This window comes from Actinotalea solisilvae, assembly GCF_016464425.1.
Classification (GTDB): domain Bacteria; phylum Actinomycetota; class Actinomycetes; order Actinomycetales; family Cellulomonadaceae; genus Actinotalea; species Actinotalea solisilvae.
This window is the reverse complement of the sequence record NZ_JADDKQ010000008.1, coordinates 34,494-47,216: the sequence shown is the minus strand read 5'-3', so window position 1 is coordinate 47,216 and position 12,723 is coordinate 34,494. Positions and strand designations below refer to the sequence as shown.

The 12,723-nt window shown below is 76.3% G+C and carries 14 protein-coding genes; 6 read left to right on the top strand and 8 right to left on the bottom strand.

Translation table 11 applies throughout. The features are described 5' to 3' along the window. Positions 1–49: 49 nt before the first annotated feature. The 3 genes from JIG38_RS08715 to JIG38_RS08705 form a co-directional block, all read right to left on the bottom strand. Positions 50–1,153: a sugar kinase gene (locus tag JIG38_RS08715; RefSeq protein WP_199423393.1), complete on the bottom strand. Its 1,104-nt coding sequence runs from the start codon at positions 1,151–1,153 to the stop codon at positions 50–52. Between the two features lie 43 nt (positions 1,154–1,196). Further along, on the bottom strand, positions 1,197–1,823 hold the full coding sequence (eda, locus tag JIG38_RS08710) for a bifunctional 4-hydroxy-2-oxoglutarate aldolase/2-dehydro-3-deoxy-phosphogluconate aldolase (RefSeq protein ID WP_199423392.1): 627 nt from the start codon (positions 1,821–1,823) through the stop codon (positions 1,197–1,199). A 228-nt stretch (positions 1,824–2,051) separates the two neighbouring features. Next, on the bottom strand, positions 2,052–2,831 hold the full coding sequence (locus tag JIG38_RS08705; RefSeq protein WP_199423391.1) for an IclR family transcriptional regulator: 780 nt from the start codon (positions 2,829–2,831) through the stop codon (positions 2,052–2,054). 199 nt (positions 2,832–3,030) lie between these two features. Here JIG38_RS08705 and JIG38_RS08700 point away from each other — a divergent pair, with 199 nt between their 5' ends. Then, a complete protein-coding gene (locus tag JIG38_RS08700; protein ID WP_372419879.1) occupies positions 3,031–3,306 on the top strand; it encodes a substrate-binding domain-containing protein in 276 nt (91 codons plus the stop codon). 18 nt (positions 3,307–3,324) lie between these two features. Here the strand turns inward: JIG38_RS08700 and JIG38_RS08695 are convergent, their stop codons facing one another. Beyond that, the gene (locus JIG38_RS08695; RefSeq protein WP_199423389.1) at positions 3,325–5,424 is read right to left on the bottom strand and encodes a TPM domain-containing protein; all 2,100 of its coding nucleotides are present in this window, start codon (positions 5,422–5,424) and stop codon (positions 3,325–3,327) included. An 84-nt stretch (positions 5,425–5,508) separates the two neighbouring features. Between JIG38_RS08695 and JIG38_RS08690 the strand changes: the two genes are divergently transcribed. Then, positions 5,509–6,300, top strand: a complete 792-nt coding sequence (locus JIG38_RS08690) for a hypothetical protein (protein ID WP_199423388.1) — start codon at positions 5,509–5,511, stop codon at positions 6,298–6,300. Between the two features lie 4 nt (positions 6,301–6,304). Here the strand turns inward: JIG38_RS08690 and JIG38_RS08685 are convergent, their stop codons facing one another. Continuing rightward, complete coding sequence (locus tag JIG38_RS08685) at positions 6,305–6,481, bottom strand: hypothetical protein (protein ID WP_199423387.1); 177 nt, start codon at positions 6,479–6,481, stop codon at positions 6,305–6,307. Between the two features lie 40 nt (positions 6,482–6,521). Continuing rightward, entirely contained in the window at positions 6,522–7,328 is an 807-nt protein-coding gene (locus JIG38_RS08680; protein ID WP_199423386.1) for an isocitrate lyase/PEP mutase family protein, read from the bottom strand. 117 nt (positions 7,329–7,445) lie between these two features. On the opposite strand from JIG38_RS08680, the gene JIG38_RS08675 reads away from it, so the two are divergent. After that, a complete protein-coding gene (locus JIG38_RS08675; RefSeq protein ID WP_307844726.1) occupies positions 7,446–9,104 on the top strand; it encodes a phospholipase D family protein in 1,659 nt (552 codons plus the stop codon). Between the two features lie 168 nt (positions 9,105–9,272). On the opposite strand, the gene JIG38_RS08670 is transcribed toward JIG38_RS08675, so the two are convergent. Continuing rightward, entirely contained in the window at positions 9,273–10,304 is a 1,032-nt protein-coding gene (locus JIG38_RS08670) for an aldo/keto reductase (protein WP_199423385.1), read from the bottom strand. A 132-nt stretch (positions 10,305–10,436) separates the two neighbouring features. On the opposite strand from JIG38_RS08670, the gene JIG38_RS08665 reads away from it, so the two are divergent. Together JIG38_RS08665 and JIG38_RS08660 are read left to right on the top strand one after the other, a co-directional pair. Further along, a complete protein-coding gene (locus JIG38_RS08665) occupies positions 10,437–11,048 on the top strand; it encodes a TetR/AcrR family transcriptional regulator (protein WP_199423384.1) in 612 nt (203 codons plus the stop codon). Positions 11,049–11,089: 41 nt separating this feature from the next. Beyond that, positions 11,090–11,842, top strand: a complete 753-nt coding sequence (locus JIG38_RS08660) for a hypothetical protein (RefSeq protein ID WP_199423383.1) — start codon at positions 11,090–11,092, stop codon at positions 11,840–11,842. A 27-nt stretch (positions 11,843–11,869) separates the two neighbouring features. Here the strand turns inward: JIG38_RS08660 and JIG38_RS08655 are convergent, their stop codons facing one another. Beyond that, positions 11,870–12,196: an ArsR/SmtB family transcription factor gene (locus tag JIG38_RS08655; protein WP_199423382.1), complete on the bottom strand. Its 327-nt coding sequence runs from the start codon at positions 12,194–12,196 to the stop codon at positions 11,870–11,872. Between the two features lie 16 nt (positions 12,197–12,212). Here JIG38_RS08655 and JIG38_RS08650 point away from each other — a divergent pair, with 16 nt between their 5' ends. Next, positions 12,213–12,689 carry an SRPBCC domain-containing protein gene (locus JIG38_RS08650; protein WP_199423381.1) on the top strand — a complete coding sequence of 159 codons (477 nt, stop codon included), beginning with the start codon at positions 12,213–12,215 and terminating at the stop codon, positions 12,687–12,689. The last annotated feature ends 34 nt before the right edge of the window (positions 12,690–12,723 follow it).

The following is a 12,723-nucleotide window of genomic DNA, read 5'->3' as shown; positions in this document are numbered from 1 at the left end:
ATGCGCGCGCCCGACCGTGACCAGGGGGTCCGGCCCGCGAGCGCGGCCGTCACCGGTCGACCCGCGCGCTCCCGCCGCCCGCGAGCTTGAGCACCTCCGCCTTGGTGACCATGGTCGTGTCCCCGGGCGTCGTCATCGCGAGCGCGCCGTGCGCGGCGCCGTACTCGACCGCCGTCTGCAGCGGCTCGCCCTCGAGCAGCCCGTAGACGAGGCCCGAGGCGAACGAGTCGCCGCCGCCCACGCGGTCGAGGATCTCGAGGCGCTCGCGGTGCGTGGCCTGCACGACGCCGGTCTCGCGCGACCACGCGAGCGCCCCCCAGTCGTTGATGCTCGCCGAGTGCACCGTGCGCAGCGTCGTGCCGATGACCTGGAAGTTCGGGTAGGCCGCGGCGGCCTTCTCGATCATCGCGGCGAACGCGTCGACCGGGATCGTCGAGAGGTGCTCGTCGACGCCCTCGACCTCGAAGCCGAGGGACGCCGTGAAGTCCTCCTCGTTGCCGATCATGACGTCGACGTGCTCGGCGATGCGACGGTTGACCTCGCGCGCCTTCTCCTGACCACCGATCGACCGCCACAGCGACGGCCGGTAGTTGAGGTCGTACGAGACGACGGTGCCGTGCCGCTTCGCGGCCGTGACCGCCTCGACGACGACCTCCGCCGTCGTCTCGCTCAGCGCCGCGAAGATCCCGCCCGTGTGGAGCCAGCGCGCCCCGAGCTCGCCGAACAGGTGGTCCCAGTCGACGTCGCCGGGCTTCATCTGGGACGCGGCGGTGAGGCCGCGGTCCGAGACGCCGACGGCGCCGCGCACCCCGAAGCCGCGCTCGGTGAAGTTCAGGCCGTTGCGCACGCCGCGACCGATGCCGTCGTACGGGACCCACTGCACGAAGGACGTGTCGAGCCCGCCGGTGAGCATGAGGTCCTCGACGAGGCGGCCCACCTCGTTGTCCGCGAGCGCGGTGACGACGGCGCCGCGCAGGCCGAACGCCCGGCGCAGGCCGCGCGCGACGTTGTACTCGCCGCCGCCCTCCCAGGCCCGGAACGAGCGCGCGGTACGGATGCGGCCCTCGCCCGGGTCGAGGCGGAGCATCACCTCGCCGAGCGAGACGGCGTCGTAGCGGCAGTCGGCGGCGGGGCGGAGCGTCAGGGCGGTCATGGTCGTCCTTCGCGTGCTGGGGCGGGGGGCTCGGGCGGGTGCGTCAGTCGCGGCGGGCGAGCGCGACGGCCTCGGTCGTCAGGCGCGTGATGCCGGCGAAGTCCCCGGCGCGCACGAGGTCCTTCGGGACCATCCACGAGCCGCCCACGGCGACCACGGACGGCAGGTCGAGGTACTCGTGCAGGTTCGCCGCGCCGACGCCGCCCGTGGGCACGAAGGTCACGCCGCCGAACGGCGCCGCGAGCGCGGCGATCGCCTTGGCACCCCCCGACGTGCCGGCCGGGAAGAACTTCACGGTCGAGAGGCCGAGCTCGAGCGCCGCCTGGATCTCCGTCGCCGTGACCGCGCCGGGGAGCGGCAGCACGCCGTGCTCACGGCACCGCTCGACGACGGCCCGGCTGAGCCCGGGTGAGACGACGTACGACGCGCCGGCCGCGACGGCCTGGTCGACCTGGGCGGGCGTGAGGACGGTCCCGGCGCCGACGAGGACGTCGCCGCGCTCGCTCATCGCCCGGATCGCGTCCGCCGCGGCGGCGGTGCGGAACGTCACCTCCGCCACGGGCAGCCCGCCCTCGACGAGCGCGGCCGCGAGGGGCGCGGCGTCGGCGGCGTCGTCGAGCACGACGACGGGCACGAGCCGCGCGGCGGCGAGCTGGGCGAGGGTCTCCATCGACGTCTCCTGGCGTTTCGCGGTGCGGAACGATGGTCCCGCCTACGGGAACAGTACGACATCTGGCGTCGCGGAACCAGCCTCCCCTCCGCCCTGCCCGGCACTCCCCCGCGCGCATCCCCGGGTGCGCGGAGCGTCGCGCCGCGCCGCGCCGGCGTGTCGCGGCACAGGGCTCCGCAGGTGGCATGGCAACCGGCGGACGGGTCGCCAGGCGAGCGGCGCTCGCGGTCAGGGCGTGGGGAGGGTGAGGCCCGCGGGGAGGGTGGGCGGGAGGACGCGGCGCATCTCCGCACGCAGAGCGGTCACGCGCGCCGGGGTCATGCGCTCGACCGGCGCGGTGACCGACACGGCCGCGACCGCCACGCCGGCCCTCAGCAGGGGGACCGCGACGCAGCTGATCCCCGCCTCGTTCTCCTCGACCTCCGTCGCGAACCCGTCCCGCCGCGCCCGCTCGATCACGTCCCACACGTGGTCGCCGTCGACACCGGTCCCCGCGAGGTATCCCTCGAGCGTCGAGCGGTCGGCACCCCGGTGCGCGAGCATCGCGCGACCCAGGGCCGTCGTCGCGGCCGGGCTGCGCCGTCCGATCGCCGACCACACGCGTACCGCGCGCTCCGGCTCGACCTTGTCGAGGTACACGACCTCGCGCCCGCTCAGCACCCCCAGGTGGACGAGCTCGTCGACCTCACGGCTCAGCGCGACGAGAGCCGGGTGGAGCAGCGCGGGCAGGTTCTCCTCGCCGAAGTAGGCGTCGGCCAGCCGCGTGGCGGCCGCGCCGAGCGCGTACCGGCCGGACGGCTCCTGCGTCGCGAACCCGCGGTGCCGCAGCGCCGCCAGCGTGCGGTGGATCGTCGTCTTGTTGAGGCCGAGCCCGGCGGCGAGCTCCGCGAGGGACGCCCCGTGCGGTCCGGCCGCCGCGAGCGCCTCGAGCACCACGAGCGCCCGGTCGACCGCCTCGACGGGCGACGCGACGCCGACGTCGGCACGGGCGGGCTCCGGGGTGGCCATGCCGCCAGCCTAGGAGGCGCCGCGCGTTCCGACGCGGTCCGGCCCCTGACCAGCGGCGGCCCTACCCTGGGCCCGTCGCCAGCGCCGCCCACCGCGGCCCGTGACCCTCAGCCGGGTGGCTGCCGAGGCGGGGTCTCCCTCGCGACCGCGTCGCGCGCCATCAACGGCAGCGCCACCCGCACCGTGCGCGAGGACCGAGGTGGTCTTCGCGGTCGACGACGTCATGGCGGTCGGCGCGATGGCCGCGGCGCGCGAGCTGGGCCGGCGCGTGCCCGGCGACGTCGCGGTCGCGGGCTTCGACGACATCACCACGCTCCGCGACATCACCCCCGCGCTCACGACCGTGCGCATCCCGCTGGTCGACGTCGGCATCGCCGCGGCCGAGCTGTCGCTCGCGGCGCCGTCGAGCGAGCCGCGGCTCGTGCACGTCGGCGGGACGGTCGTGCTGCGCGAGTCGACGCCGCCGCGCGGCTGAGGTCGCCGCCGGCGCGCCTCAGAAGCGGCCGCCGCCGCCCTTGCTGCGGCGCGAGGACGAGCTGCGGCTCGAGCTCGACCGCCGGCTCGACCCCGAGCTCGACCGCCGGCTCGAGCTGCTGCGGCCGAACGACCCGCCGCTCGCGCGACGCGACCGGCTCGAGGACCGGCTCGACGACGACCTGCTCGAGCCGCCCGAGCCGCCGCTCCACCAGCCGCCGCCGGACGAGCCCCCGCTGCCGCCCCAGCCGCCGCCCCGGCTCGACTCGTCGTCGTCGGAGTCCCACCGGAAGCCGGACGTCCGGGCGGACCACGACTCCGTGCTGCGCTGCGCGCGCTCGAGGTCCGTCTCGACGGCCCGCCGCGCGCGCCCCGCCTCGTACTCGGCCCGGTCGGCGGCGGCGAGGGCCGCGACGGCGTCGGTCTCGCTGAGCCCGTTCGCACGCGCGACGTGCGCCTGCGCCTCGCCGTAGAGCATCCGGGCGTTCGAGCCGACGTCGGACCCGCGGACCTGGATCGAGCGGCCGATCGCGAGGAGCGTGCCGTCGACGCGCTGGAGGACCTGGGCGAGCCGCTGGCGCGCGCGGGCCTGCGCCGCCTCGTGCTCGCGCAGCGGCATGAGGGCGCTGTCGAGCGCCGCCTCCGCCTCGGCGAGCCGCTGGAGCAGCGCGAGCGGGTCCCCCGCCGCGCGCTGCTCGGGCACCGCCGCGACGACCTGGCGCGCCGCGACGGACGCGCCCACGACGCCGGCGTCCTGCGTGCCGAGGCGGTCGGCGTCGGCGATGTCGGCCGCGAGCGACGCGACCGCCGCGTCGATCCGCGCGGGCGCCTCGGCGAGCGCGCTGCGCGCGCCGTGCAGCGCGTCGAGCAGGGCGAAGGCCCGCGCGACGCCGTCCTCGGCGGTCCGTGCGAGGTCGACGGCGGCGGGACGGTCGGTGTCGAGCACGCCTCGCGCCCGGGTGACCACCTCGTGGGCGTGCGCGATGAGGGCGGCCGCGCCGTCGACGTTGTCGCGGACCGACACGAGCGCGGCCGCCGGGTGGACCGCCGCGAGCGCGTCGTACGTCGAGCGCGCGGCGGGCAGGCGCCGCTCGCCGTCCTGGGCGCGCGCGTCGAGCTCGTCGAGCCACTGCGGCGCGCGCGCGTGCAGGTCGCGGAGCCGGGCGAAGGCCTCGGTCTGCGCGTCGAGCGCGTCGTCCACCTCGTCGCACAGGCGGAGCACCTCGGTGAGCGCGGCGCGGCGCTGCTCGGGCGTCTCGCGAACGCCGTCGTCGAGGCTCGCGCGCAGGCCGAACGCCGCCGTCAGCGTGGCCGTGGCCTGCGCGAGGACGTCGGCGAAGGTGCGCGTCGCCTCGTCGCCGAACTGCGCCTGCGCGAAGCCCAGCTCCTGCTCCGACGCCCGCACGGCCTCGTCGACGGAGACGAGGGCGACGCCCGCGCGACGCTCGAGCTCCTCCGCCGTGAGCGCCGCGGCGGGGAGGTCCGCGGCGCCCGCGCGGCGTGCGGTCCGTCGCCGGTGAGCGACCCACACGACGCCGCCCGCGACCACCGGGACGGCGAGGACCGCGAGGACCGGCGCCACGCCCGGCCCCGTCGCGGCGGCGCGGTAGCCGTCGGCCGCCGCGACCGCGGCGCCGGCCCAGTCGTCGTCGCGCAGCGCGGGCTCGATGTCGGTCGTCTCGACGCGGCGCAGCAGGTCGCTCGTCAGCGCGACGTCGTCGTGCGCCGAGACGCGGTACTGGCGGTCCTCGACCGCGACGGCGAGCAGCAGGTCGTCCCGGCCGAGGTCCGACAGCGCGGCGGTCTCGTCGGCCCAGGCGAAGGAGCCGAGGTCGTCGAACGTGTCGACGTAGACGACGAAGAGCTGGTACTCGGTCGCGTCCGCGAGCCGGTCGAGCGCACCCTGGACGACGCGCTCCTCGCCCTCGCTGAGCACGCCGGCCAGGTCCGTGAGCTCGCCGCGCAGCGCCTGGGGCTCCTCGGCGGACGCGGGCGCGCCGAGCAGCGGCCCGGCGAGCAGCACGCCGACGGCGGCCAGCGCGCACGTCGCACGGTGGAGCGCGGCGGCCCACCGGACGGGCACGGTCACGGGAGCGGAGGTCCGGCGGGGGCGCAGCACCCCCGGATCCTCGCGGTCGCCGCCGGGCGCGGGCAAGCGCCGTCACGGCGACGTGCGCGCCGCCGCCCTGCCATGATCGCCCCCATGACGACGACGTCGGCCGCGCGGCCCGCCGTGGGTCGCGCGCGGGTCGCGGCCGCCCGCGCCCTCGCGGTCCTCGGCCTGCTGGTCTGGTGGATCGGCCTCATGGGGCCGATCGACCTCACCGTGCCGATCTTCCAGCCGCCGATGTTCGAGGACGCCTATCTCGTCGAGACGGGGTGGGGACTGCTCTACACGGTGCTCCTGGGCGTGCCGACGATCGCGCTCGCGATCCGGCCGCGCGCGGCGGGCCCGGCGCTCCAGGTGCTCACCTGCGCCGGCGCGATCGTGCTCGCGGCCCTCGTGTCGACGGACCTCGGGCAGCTCGTGCCGGCCGGCCTCGCCGTCGCGCTCGTGGCCGGCGTGCGGGCGCTGGTGCGGGCGGCGCCGGGAGAGCTCCGGGACGCCGTCGGGCGTCCGGCGCGCGGCGACCGCCGCACGACGGCGCTCGCGGCGCTCGCGGTGATCGCCGTCGTGCCCACGCTCGTGCACCTCGTCGACATGGCGCAGGCCTACCGCGAGGACCGCTACCCCGTCGACATCACGCAGTTCCTCAACCACTGGCCGATCCAGGGCGCGTTCGCGGTCGCGGTCGTCGGGCTCGTGGCGCTCGCCGCTGTCACCGGGCGGCGCACGCCCGCGGTCACGGCGGGGGTGAGCGCCGCCTGGTTCGGCGTCGTGTCCGTCCTCTTCGCCGACCAGGCGGGCGGGTTCGGCCGGGTCGGCGGCGCGGTCGCCGTCGTGTGGGGCGTCGCGGTGGTCGCGGCGGCGTGGGCGACCGGCCGCGCGCGCTGACGCCTCATCCGATGCGCAGCGTGCCCACCTGCTGGTAGCCGCTGTCCATGAGCGGGAGCTCGGCCGCCGTCGTGAGGTCGAGCTGCGGGGCGGCGCCGCCCCAGTAGCGCAGGATGCGACCGACCTCGGCGCCACGGGGCTCGGGCACGGCGTCGAGGTCGATCTCGAGGGTGATCTTCATGCGCTCCACGGTAGGCGCGGGCAGCGCCGGTGGGGAGGGGTCAGCGTGCGAGCAGCCCGTCGACGTCGGGCAGGCCGCTGAACCGCGTCACCGTGCCCGCGCCGGCGAGCTCCTCCGCGGCCGCGAGGAAGCCCGCCCACGCGGTGCGCGCGAGCGTCCCGCCGACGCTGATCCGGCGGACGCCCAGCTCCGCCGCCTCGGCGACGGTGAGGAACGGCGCGTTGAGCAGCAGGTTCACGGGCTTCGGCGCGACGGCGGCGACGACCGTCCGCACCTCGTCCGCCGTGGTGAGGCGCGGGGCGTAGAGGCAGTCGGCGCCCGCCTCCGCGTAGGCCTGAAGGCGGCGCACCGTCTCGTCGAGGTCGGGACGGCCGACGACGAACCCCTCCGACCGCCCGGTGAGCACGACGCCCGTCCCGCTCTCGTCGATCGCCCGGCGCGCGGCCCGCACGCGCTCGACGGCCAGGTCGAACGGGTGCAGCGGGTCGGCGTCGTCGCCCGTCGAGTCCTCGACCGAGAGCCCGGCGACGCCCGTGCGCACGGCCAGGGCGACGTTCGCGTGCACGCCGTCCGGCTCGACCGCGAACGCACCCTCGAAGTCCGCGTTCACCGGGACGGTGACCGCCTCGACGACCGTGCGCAGGTGGGCAACGGTCTCGTCGAGCCCGACGGCGGTGTCCGTCCGGCCGAGCGTCCAGGCGTGCCCGGCGCTCGTGGTCGCGAGCGCCGGGAAGCCGAGGTCCTGGAGCGCGATCGCGCTGCCGGCGTCCCACGGGTTCGGCATGACGAAGCACCCCGACTCGTGCAGCCGGCGGAAGGCGGCGACCCGGTCGTCCTGCGCGTCCATCGTGATCTCCCCACGTCGGCGTCGATCCGCCCATCATGCCGACGCCCGGCACGTCACGGAACGGGGACGGAGCGCACGACTGCGCGCGCCCGGCGCCGTCGTGTGCGACCGTGGGACGTGGCCACCTTCCGGCTCGAGCCCCGCCGCGAGGGCGTGCGCCTGGCCCTGCCGGAGACCTCGGACGCCGAGGCCCCGACGCTCGAGCCCGGGCACCCCTGGCTCCTCACCGCGTCCCAGCGGGGCAACCGCTCGACGCGCATGCGCGTCTCGACGCCCGGCAACGCCGTCCGGCCGATCGTCCACGGGCACCCCTACTTCGCCGAGCTCGCGGACGCCGTCGACCGCATGCAGCCGGGCGACCTCGTGCTCCTCGTCGGCTGGCGCGTCGACCCCGACGAGCTCGTCCGCGACGACGGGACGACGGTCACCGACCTCCTCACGCGCGCGGCGCGGCGCGGCGTCCTGGTCCGGGGCCTCGTGTGGCGCTCGCAGATGGACCGGATGCGGTTCTCGCGAAGGCAGAACCGCCGCTTCGCGCGCGCGGTCAACGCGGCGGGCGGCGAGATCCTGCTCGACCAGCGCGTGCGGCCGTTCGGCAGCCACCACCAGAAGTTCGTCGTGCTGCGCCACCCCGGCCGCGCCGGGGAGGACCGCGCGTACCTCGGCGGGATCGACATCGCGCACAGCCGCCGCGACGACGTCGACCACCGCGGCGACCACCAGCGCATGCCCTTCGCGCGGTGGTACGGCGGCGAGCCCGCGTGGCACGACGTCCAGGTCGAGGTGCGCGGCCCTGCCGTGGCCGACGTCGAGGAGGTGTTCCGCGAGCGCTGGGCGGACCCGGCGTCCCTGTCGCGCCGCCCGTGGCTGCTCGTGCCGCACCTGCTCGACCTTCCCGAGCGCCGGCCGAACCCCCTGCCCGACCCGCTGCCCGAGCCGCCGCCGGCCGGGACGAGCACCGTGCAGCTGCTCCGCACGTACCCCAACCGCCGCCCGGGCTACCCGTTCGCGCCGCTCGGCGAGCGCAGCGTCGCGCGCGGGTACGCGAAGGCGCTGCGCCGCGCGCGGCGGCTGATCTACCTCGAGGACCAGTACCTGTGGTCAGGCAGCGTCGCGGACGTCTTCGCGGCCGCGCTGCGCGCCAACCCGGACCTGCACCTGGTCGCCGTCGTGCCGCGGTTCCCCGACCAGGACGCCGAGCTGACCATCCCCGTCGCGCTGCACGGGCACAGCCAGGCGCTCGACGTGGTGCGCGAGGCCGCGCCCGGGCGGGTGCACATCCTCGACCTCGAGAACGCCGCGGGCCGCCCGGTGTACGTGCACTCCAAGATCTGCGTGGTCGACGACGTCTGGGCGACCGTGGGCAGCGACAACTTCAACCGCCGCTCGTGGACGCACGACTCCGAGCTCACCGCGGCCGTGCTCGACGAGCAGCGCGACCTGCGCGAGCCCACCGACCCCGCGGGCCTGGGCGACGGCGCCCGCAGGTTCGCGCGCGACCTGCGCCTCGAGCTCTGGCGCGAGCACCTCGACGTGGACGACGACGCCCTGCTCCTCGACCCCGACGTCGCGATCGCGACGCTGCGCGAGCGCGTCGCGGCGCTCGACGCCTGGCACGACGGCGGCCGCGTCGGCCCCCGCCCGCCCGGCCGGCTGCGCGCGCACCGGATGGCCGTGCCGACGCCGTGGCAGCGGATCATCGCCTCGCCCGCGTACCGCGCGGTCGTCGACCCGGACGGCCGCCCGCCGCACATGAAGCTCCGCGGGCACCACTGACCCTGCGGGTCGGCGCGCGGGGCGGTTGAGGCCGTCGTGACGACCATCGGGCCGCTCGACGGGGAACCCGAACGGGGTGCACCGCGCCGTCGTTCGTCCGAGGCGGCCGAGACCGCTGCCGGTCGGGCACACCGTGGCCCCGCGGCGCGCGCCCCGCGTGGCCCCGGGTCAGGCGGCCGAGCGGTCGGCGCGCGGGCGGCGGCGCAGCTCGGTCCGGGCGATCGCCGGCGGCACGTAGGACGCCTCGTCGGGCGCGCCGACGTCGGTCCCGGGCGGGACGATCGCGTCGATCCGGTCGAGCAGGTCGTCGTCGAGCGTGACGTCGACGCTGGCGAGGAGGTCGTCCAGCTGCTCCATGGTGCGCGGCCCGAGCAGCACGCTCGTGACGGACGGGTGCGCGACGGCGAACGCCAGGGCGAGGTGCGTCAGGGGCAGCCCGGCCTCCTCCGCGAGCGGGACGAGCTGCTCGACGGCGTCGAGGCGGTGCGCGTCCGTGAGGCTCGAGAAGCGGCCCGCGCGACGCAGGTCCGTCTCCTGCCCGCGCCGGACGCGCCCCGTGAGCATGCCCTTGGCGAGCGGGCTCCACACGAGGACGCCCATCCCGTAGCGCTCGGCGACGGGCAGCACCTCGGACTCGATCCCGCGGTCGAGGATCGAGTAGTTCGGCTGCTCCGTGCGGAACCGGTGGAGCCCGCGGCGCTCGGCGATCCACTGCGCCTCGACGATCTCGGAGGCGGGCAGCTTCGACGTGCCGATCGCCCGGACCTTGCCGGAGCGGACGAGGTCGGTGAGGGCCGAGAGCGTCTCCTCCATGTCCGTGTCCGGGTCCGGCCGGTGGATCTGGAAGAGGTCGACGTGGTCGGTCTGGAGCCGACGCAGCGAGTCCTCGAGCGCACGGACGATCCAGCGGCGGGACGCCCCCTGCCGGTTGGGGTCGTCGCCCATGGGCAGCCGCGCCTTGGTCGCGAGGACGACGTCGTCCCGCCGGCCCCGGAGCGCCTTGCCGACCACGACCTCGGACTCGCCGCGCGAGTACGCGTCGGCGGTGTCGACGAGGTTGATGCCGGCGTCGAGGGCACGGTGGATGATCCGGATGCTGTCGTCGTGGTCCGGGTTGCCGATGCCGGCCCCGAACATCATCGCGCCGAGCGCGTAGGGGCTGACCTTCATGCCGGTCCGGCCGAGCGTCCTGTACCGCATGGTGGCTCCTGGGTGGGTGAGGGGGACCCGCGGCCCTGACGGGCGTACGCTGGGCCAGAACGGAACGTTCGTCCGGAACTGTACGGACGCATGTTCCGGTTAGCAAGCGACCCCGTCTCGAGGAGCTCACCCATGCCCGCAGGGCCCGACGCCGCGGTCACGACCGACCGCGCGCCCCGCCCGCTGCGCGCCGACGCGGCCCGCAACCTCGACGCGCTGCTCGAGGCCGCGAAGGTGGCGTTCGCCGCGGCGGGCGTCGACGTGCCCATGCGGGAGATCGCCGCGCGCGCCGGGGTCGGCGTCGGGACCCTCTACCGGCACTTCCCCAAGCGCTCGGACCTCATCCAGGCCGTCTTCCGCCGCGAGGTCGACGCGTGCGCCGACGCGGGAGCGACCCTCGCGGCCCAGCACGAGCCGCTCGAGGCGCTGACCCGCTGGCTGCTCCGCTTCACCGACTTCGTCGCCACGAAGCGCGGCCTCGGTGCCGCCCTCCACTCGGGCGACCCGGCCTACGACGCGCTCCCCGCCTACTTCACCGGACGCCTCGGCCCGACGCTCCGCGGCCTGCTCGACGCGGCCGCCGCCGCGGGCGAGGTCCGGTCCGACGTCGACCCGGAGGAGCTGCTCATCGCCGTGAGCCGCCTGTGCATGGTCACGCCCGACGACGCCGGCTCCCAGCAGGGCCACCGCATGGTCCGCCTCCTGGTCGACGGCCTGCGCTTCGGCGCGACGCGCGCGCCCTGATCGCCACCCGGGACGACGGCGCCCGTCACTACGGTGGCCCCATGCCGACCGCGGACGTCCGGGCCAGGACCGAGCCGACGCGCGCGCGACCGCGGCGTGCGGGCACGGCGATCGCCGTCGGCGTCCTCATCGCCGTCCTCGCCGCCGTCGCCGCCGTGACGTGGCTGCGCGGCAACCCGCTCGGCGGGCCCGTCCTCACGGCAGACAGCCCCGAGGTGCGGGCCGCGCTCGACGAGGCGCGACCGCGGGCGGAGGCCGCGCTCGAGGAGGCCGTCGACGGCCCCGTCGCGGACGCGCTCCCGGTCGACCACCTCGGCGCCGTCACCGACGCGAGCTGCACGGAGGGTCAGCAGAGCTGGAAGTACAGCGACCCGTGGGACCTCAGCTGCCGGTCGATGCAGGCCGTGCTGCTCCAGCTCGGGAGCACCGACACCTTCCGGGCCGACATGGAGGCGCTGCACGCGTCGTTCCTCGCGGCCGGCTGGGAGGAGGACGGCACGCAGAACATGCTCGCGCTGCTGGCGGGCTACTGGGACGACCGCGAGCAGATCCTCGGCAACAGCCCGGGCATGCGGTACCCGAGCGACATCCCGTCCACCGCCTACCGCTCGCCGGGCGGGGAGACGGTGGCGGTCGGCTGGCTGCAGCCCGAGGCGGGGATGCTCGACGCCGCTCCGGGGGCGTGGTCGGACGACGGCGGCCGGACCGTCGGCCCGGACGAGCTGCGCCGGTCGATGCCGCCCGGTTCGTACGCCCTCGTGCTCAGCGTCGGGTTCACGTACTTCCAGCGCTGAGCGCAGCGGCGCGGCCCGAGCTTGCGGTCACTCGGCGTCGAGCCGGTCGAGCAGGTCCACGACGGCGCGCATGTAGTCGCTGATCCACCGGTCGTAGATGCGCTGGATCGGCAGGGGCGCGAGGGAGAGGTGGCGCTCGCGCCCGACCTTGCGGCCCGTGACCAGGCCCGCGCTCTCGAGCACGCGGAGGTGCTGGAGGACCGTCGTCCGGTCGAGGTCGGGCAGCGCGGCGCACAGGGAGCCGGTCGTGTGCGGGGCCGCCTTGAGCGCGTCGAGCATCCGCCGCCGCACGGGCGAGGCGAGGGCCTTGAAGACGCGGTCGTCCGCCGACCCCTTGTCGCCGTCACCAGACATGTTGTAAAACTACAACATGTCCAACACCGCACCGCTCACCGAGCTGTCCTTCACCGTCTCCGGGCGTGTCGCGCGCCCGTGCGCCGAGGTCTACGAGGCCATCGCCGACCCCGACCAGCTCTCCCGCTACTTCACGACGGGCGGCGCGCGCGGCCGGCTCGAGGGAGGCACCGAGGTCAGCTGGGAGTTCGCCGACCACCCGGGCGCCTTCCCCGTCTCGGTCGTCGAGGCCGCGCCGCCCCGCCGCATCGTCATCGAGTGGGACGGCGACGCGACGACGTCGGCCGAGGGCCGCACCCGCACGGTCTTCGAGCTCGAGCCCCTCGACGACGACGCGCGCACGCTCGTCACCATCACCGAGAGCTCGTGGCAGCCGACCGCCGACGGCGCCCGCGCCGCCTTCGGCAACTGCGAGGGCTGGAGCAGCATGCTGTCCGCGCTCAAGGCCTGGGTCGAGCACGGCATCAACCTCCGCGAGGGCTTCTACCGCTGACGGGCTCGCGCGGCGTGACGTGGGCCGGCACCCC

Excerpts from the sequence above, each read along its gene's own strand:
- JIG38_RS08680 (WP_199423386.1), bottom strand. The coding sequence starts at position 7,328 with ATGGACGCGCAGGACGACCGGGTCGCCGCCTTCCGCCGGCTGCACGAG.
- JIG38_RS08665 (WP_199423384.1), top strand. The coding sequence starts at position 10,437 with ATGCCCGCAGGGCCCGACGCCGCGGTCACGACCGACCGCGCGCCCCGC.
- JIG38_RS08670 (WP_199423385.1), bottom strand. The coding sequence starts at position 10,304 with ATGCGGTACAGGACGCTCGGCCGGACCGGCATGAAGGTCAGCCCCTAC.
- JIG38_RS08655 (WP_199423382.1), bottom strand. The coding sequence starts at position 12,196 with ATGTCTGGTGACGGCGACAAGGGGTCGGCGGACGACCGCGTCTTCAAG.
- JIG38_RS08650 (WP_199423381.1), top strand. The coding sequence starts at position 12,213 with ATGTCCAACACCGCACCGCTCACCGAGCTGTCCTTCACCGTCTCCGGG.
- JIG38_RS08685 (WP_199423387.1), bottom strand. The coding sequence starts at position 6,481 with ATGAAGATCACCCTCGAGATCGACCTCGACGCCGTGCCCGAGCCCCGT.
- JIG38_RS08690 (WP_199423388.1), top strand. The coding sequence starts at position 5,509 with ATGACGACGACGTCGGCCGCGCGGCCCGCCGTGGGTCGCGCGCGGGTC.
- JIG38_RS08705 (WP_199423391.1), bottom strand. The coding sequence starts at position 2,831 with ATGGCCACCCCGGAGCCCGCCCGTGCCGACGTCGGCGTCGCGTCGCCC.
- JIG38_RS08660 (WP_199423383.1), top strand. The coding sequence starts at position 11,090 with ATGCCGACCGCGGACGTCCGGGCCAGGACCGAGCCGACGCGCGCGCGA.
- JIG38_RS08715 (WP_199423393.1), bottom strand. The coding sequence starts at position 1,153 with ATGACCGCCCTGACGCTCCGCCCCGCCGCCGACTGCCGCTACGACGCC.
- eda (WP_199423392.1), bottom strand. The coding sequence starts at position 1,823 with ATGGAGACCCTCGCCCAGCTCGCCGCCGCGCGGCTCGTGCCCGTCGTC.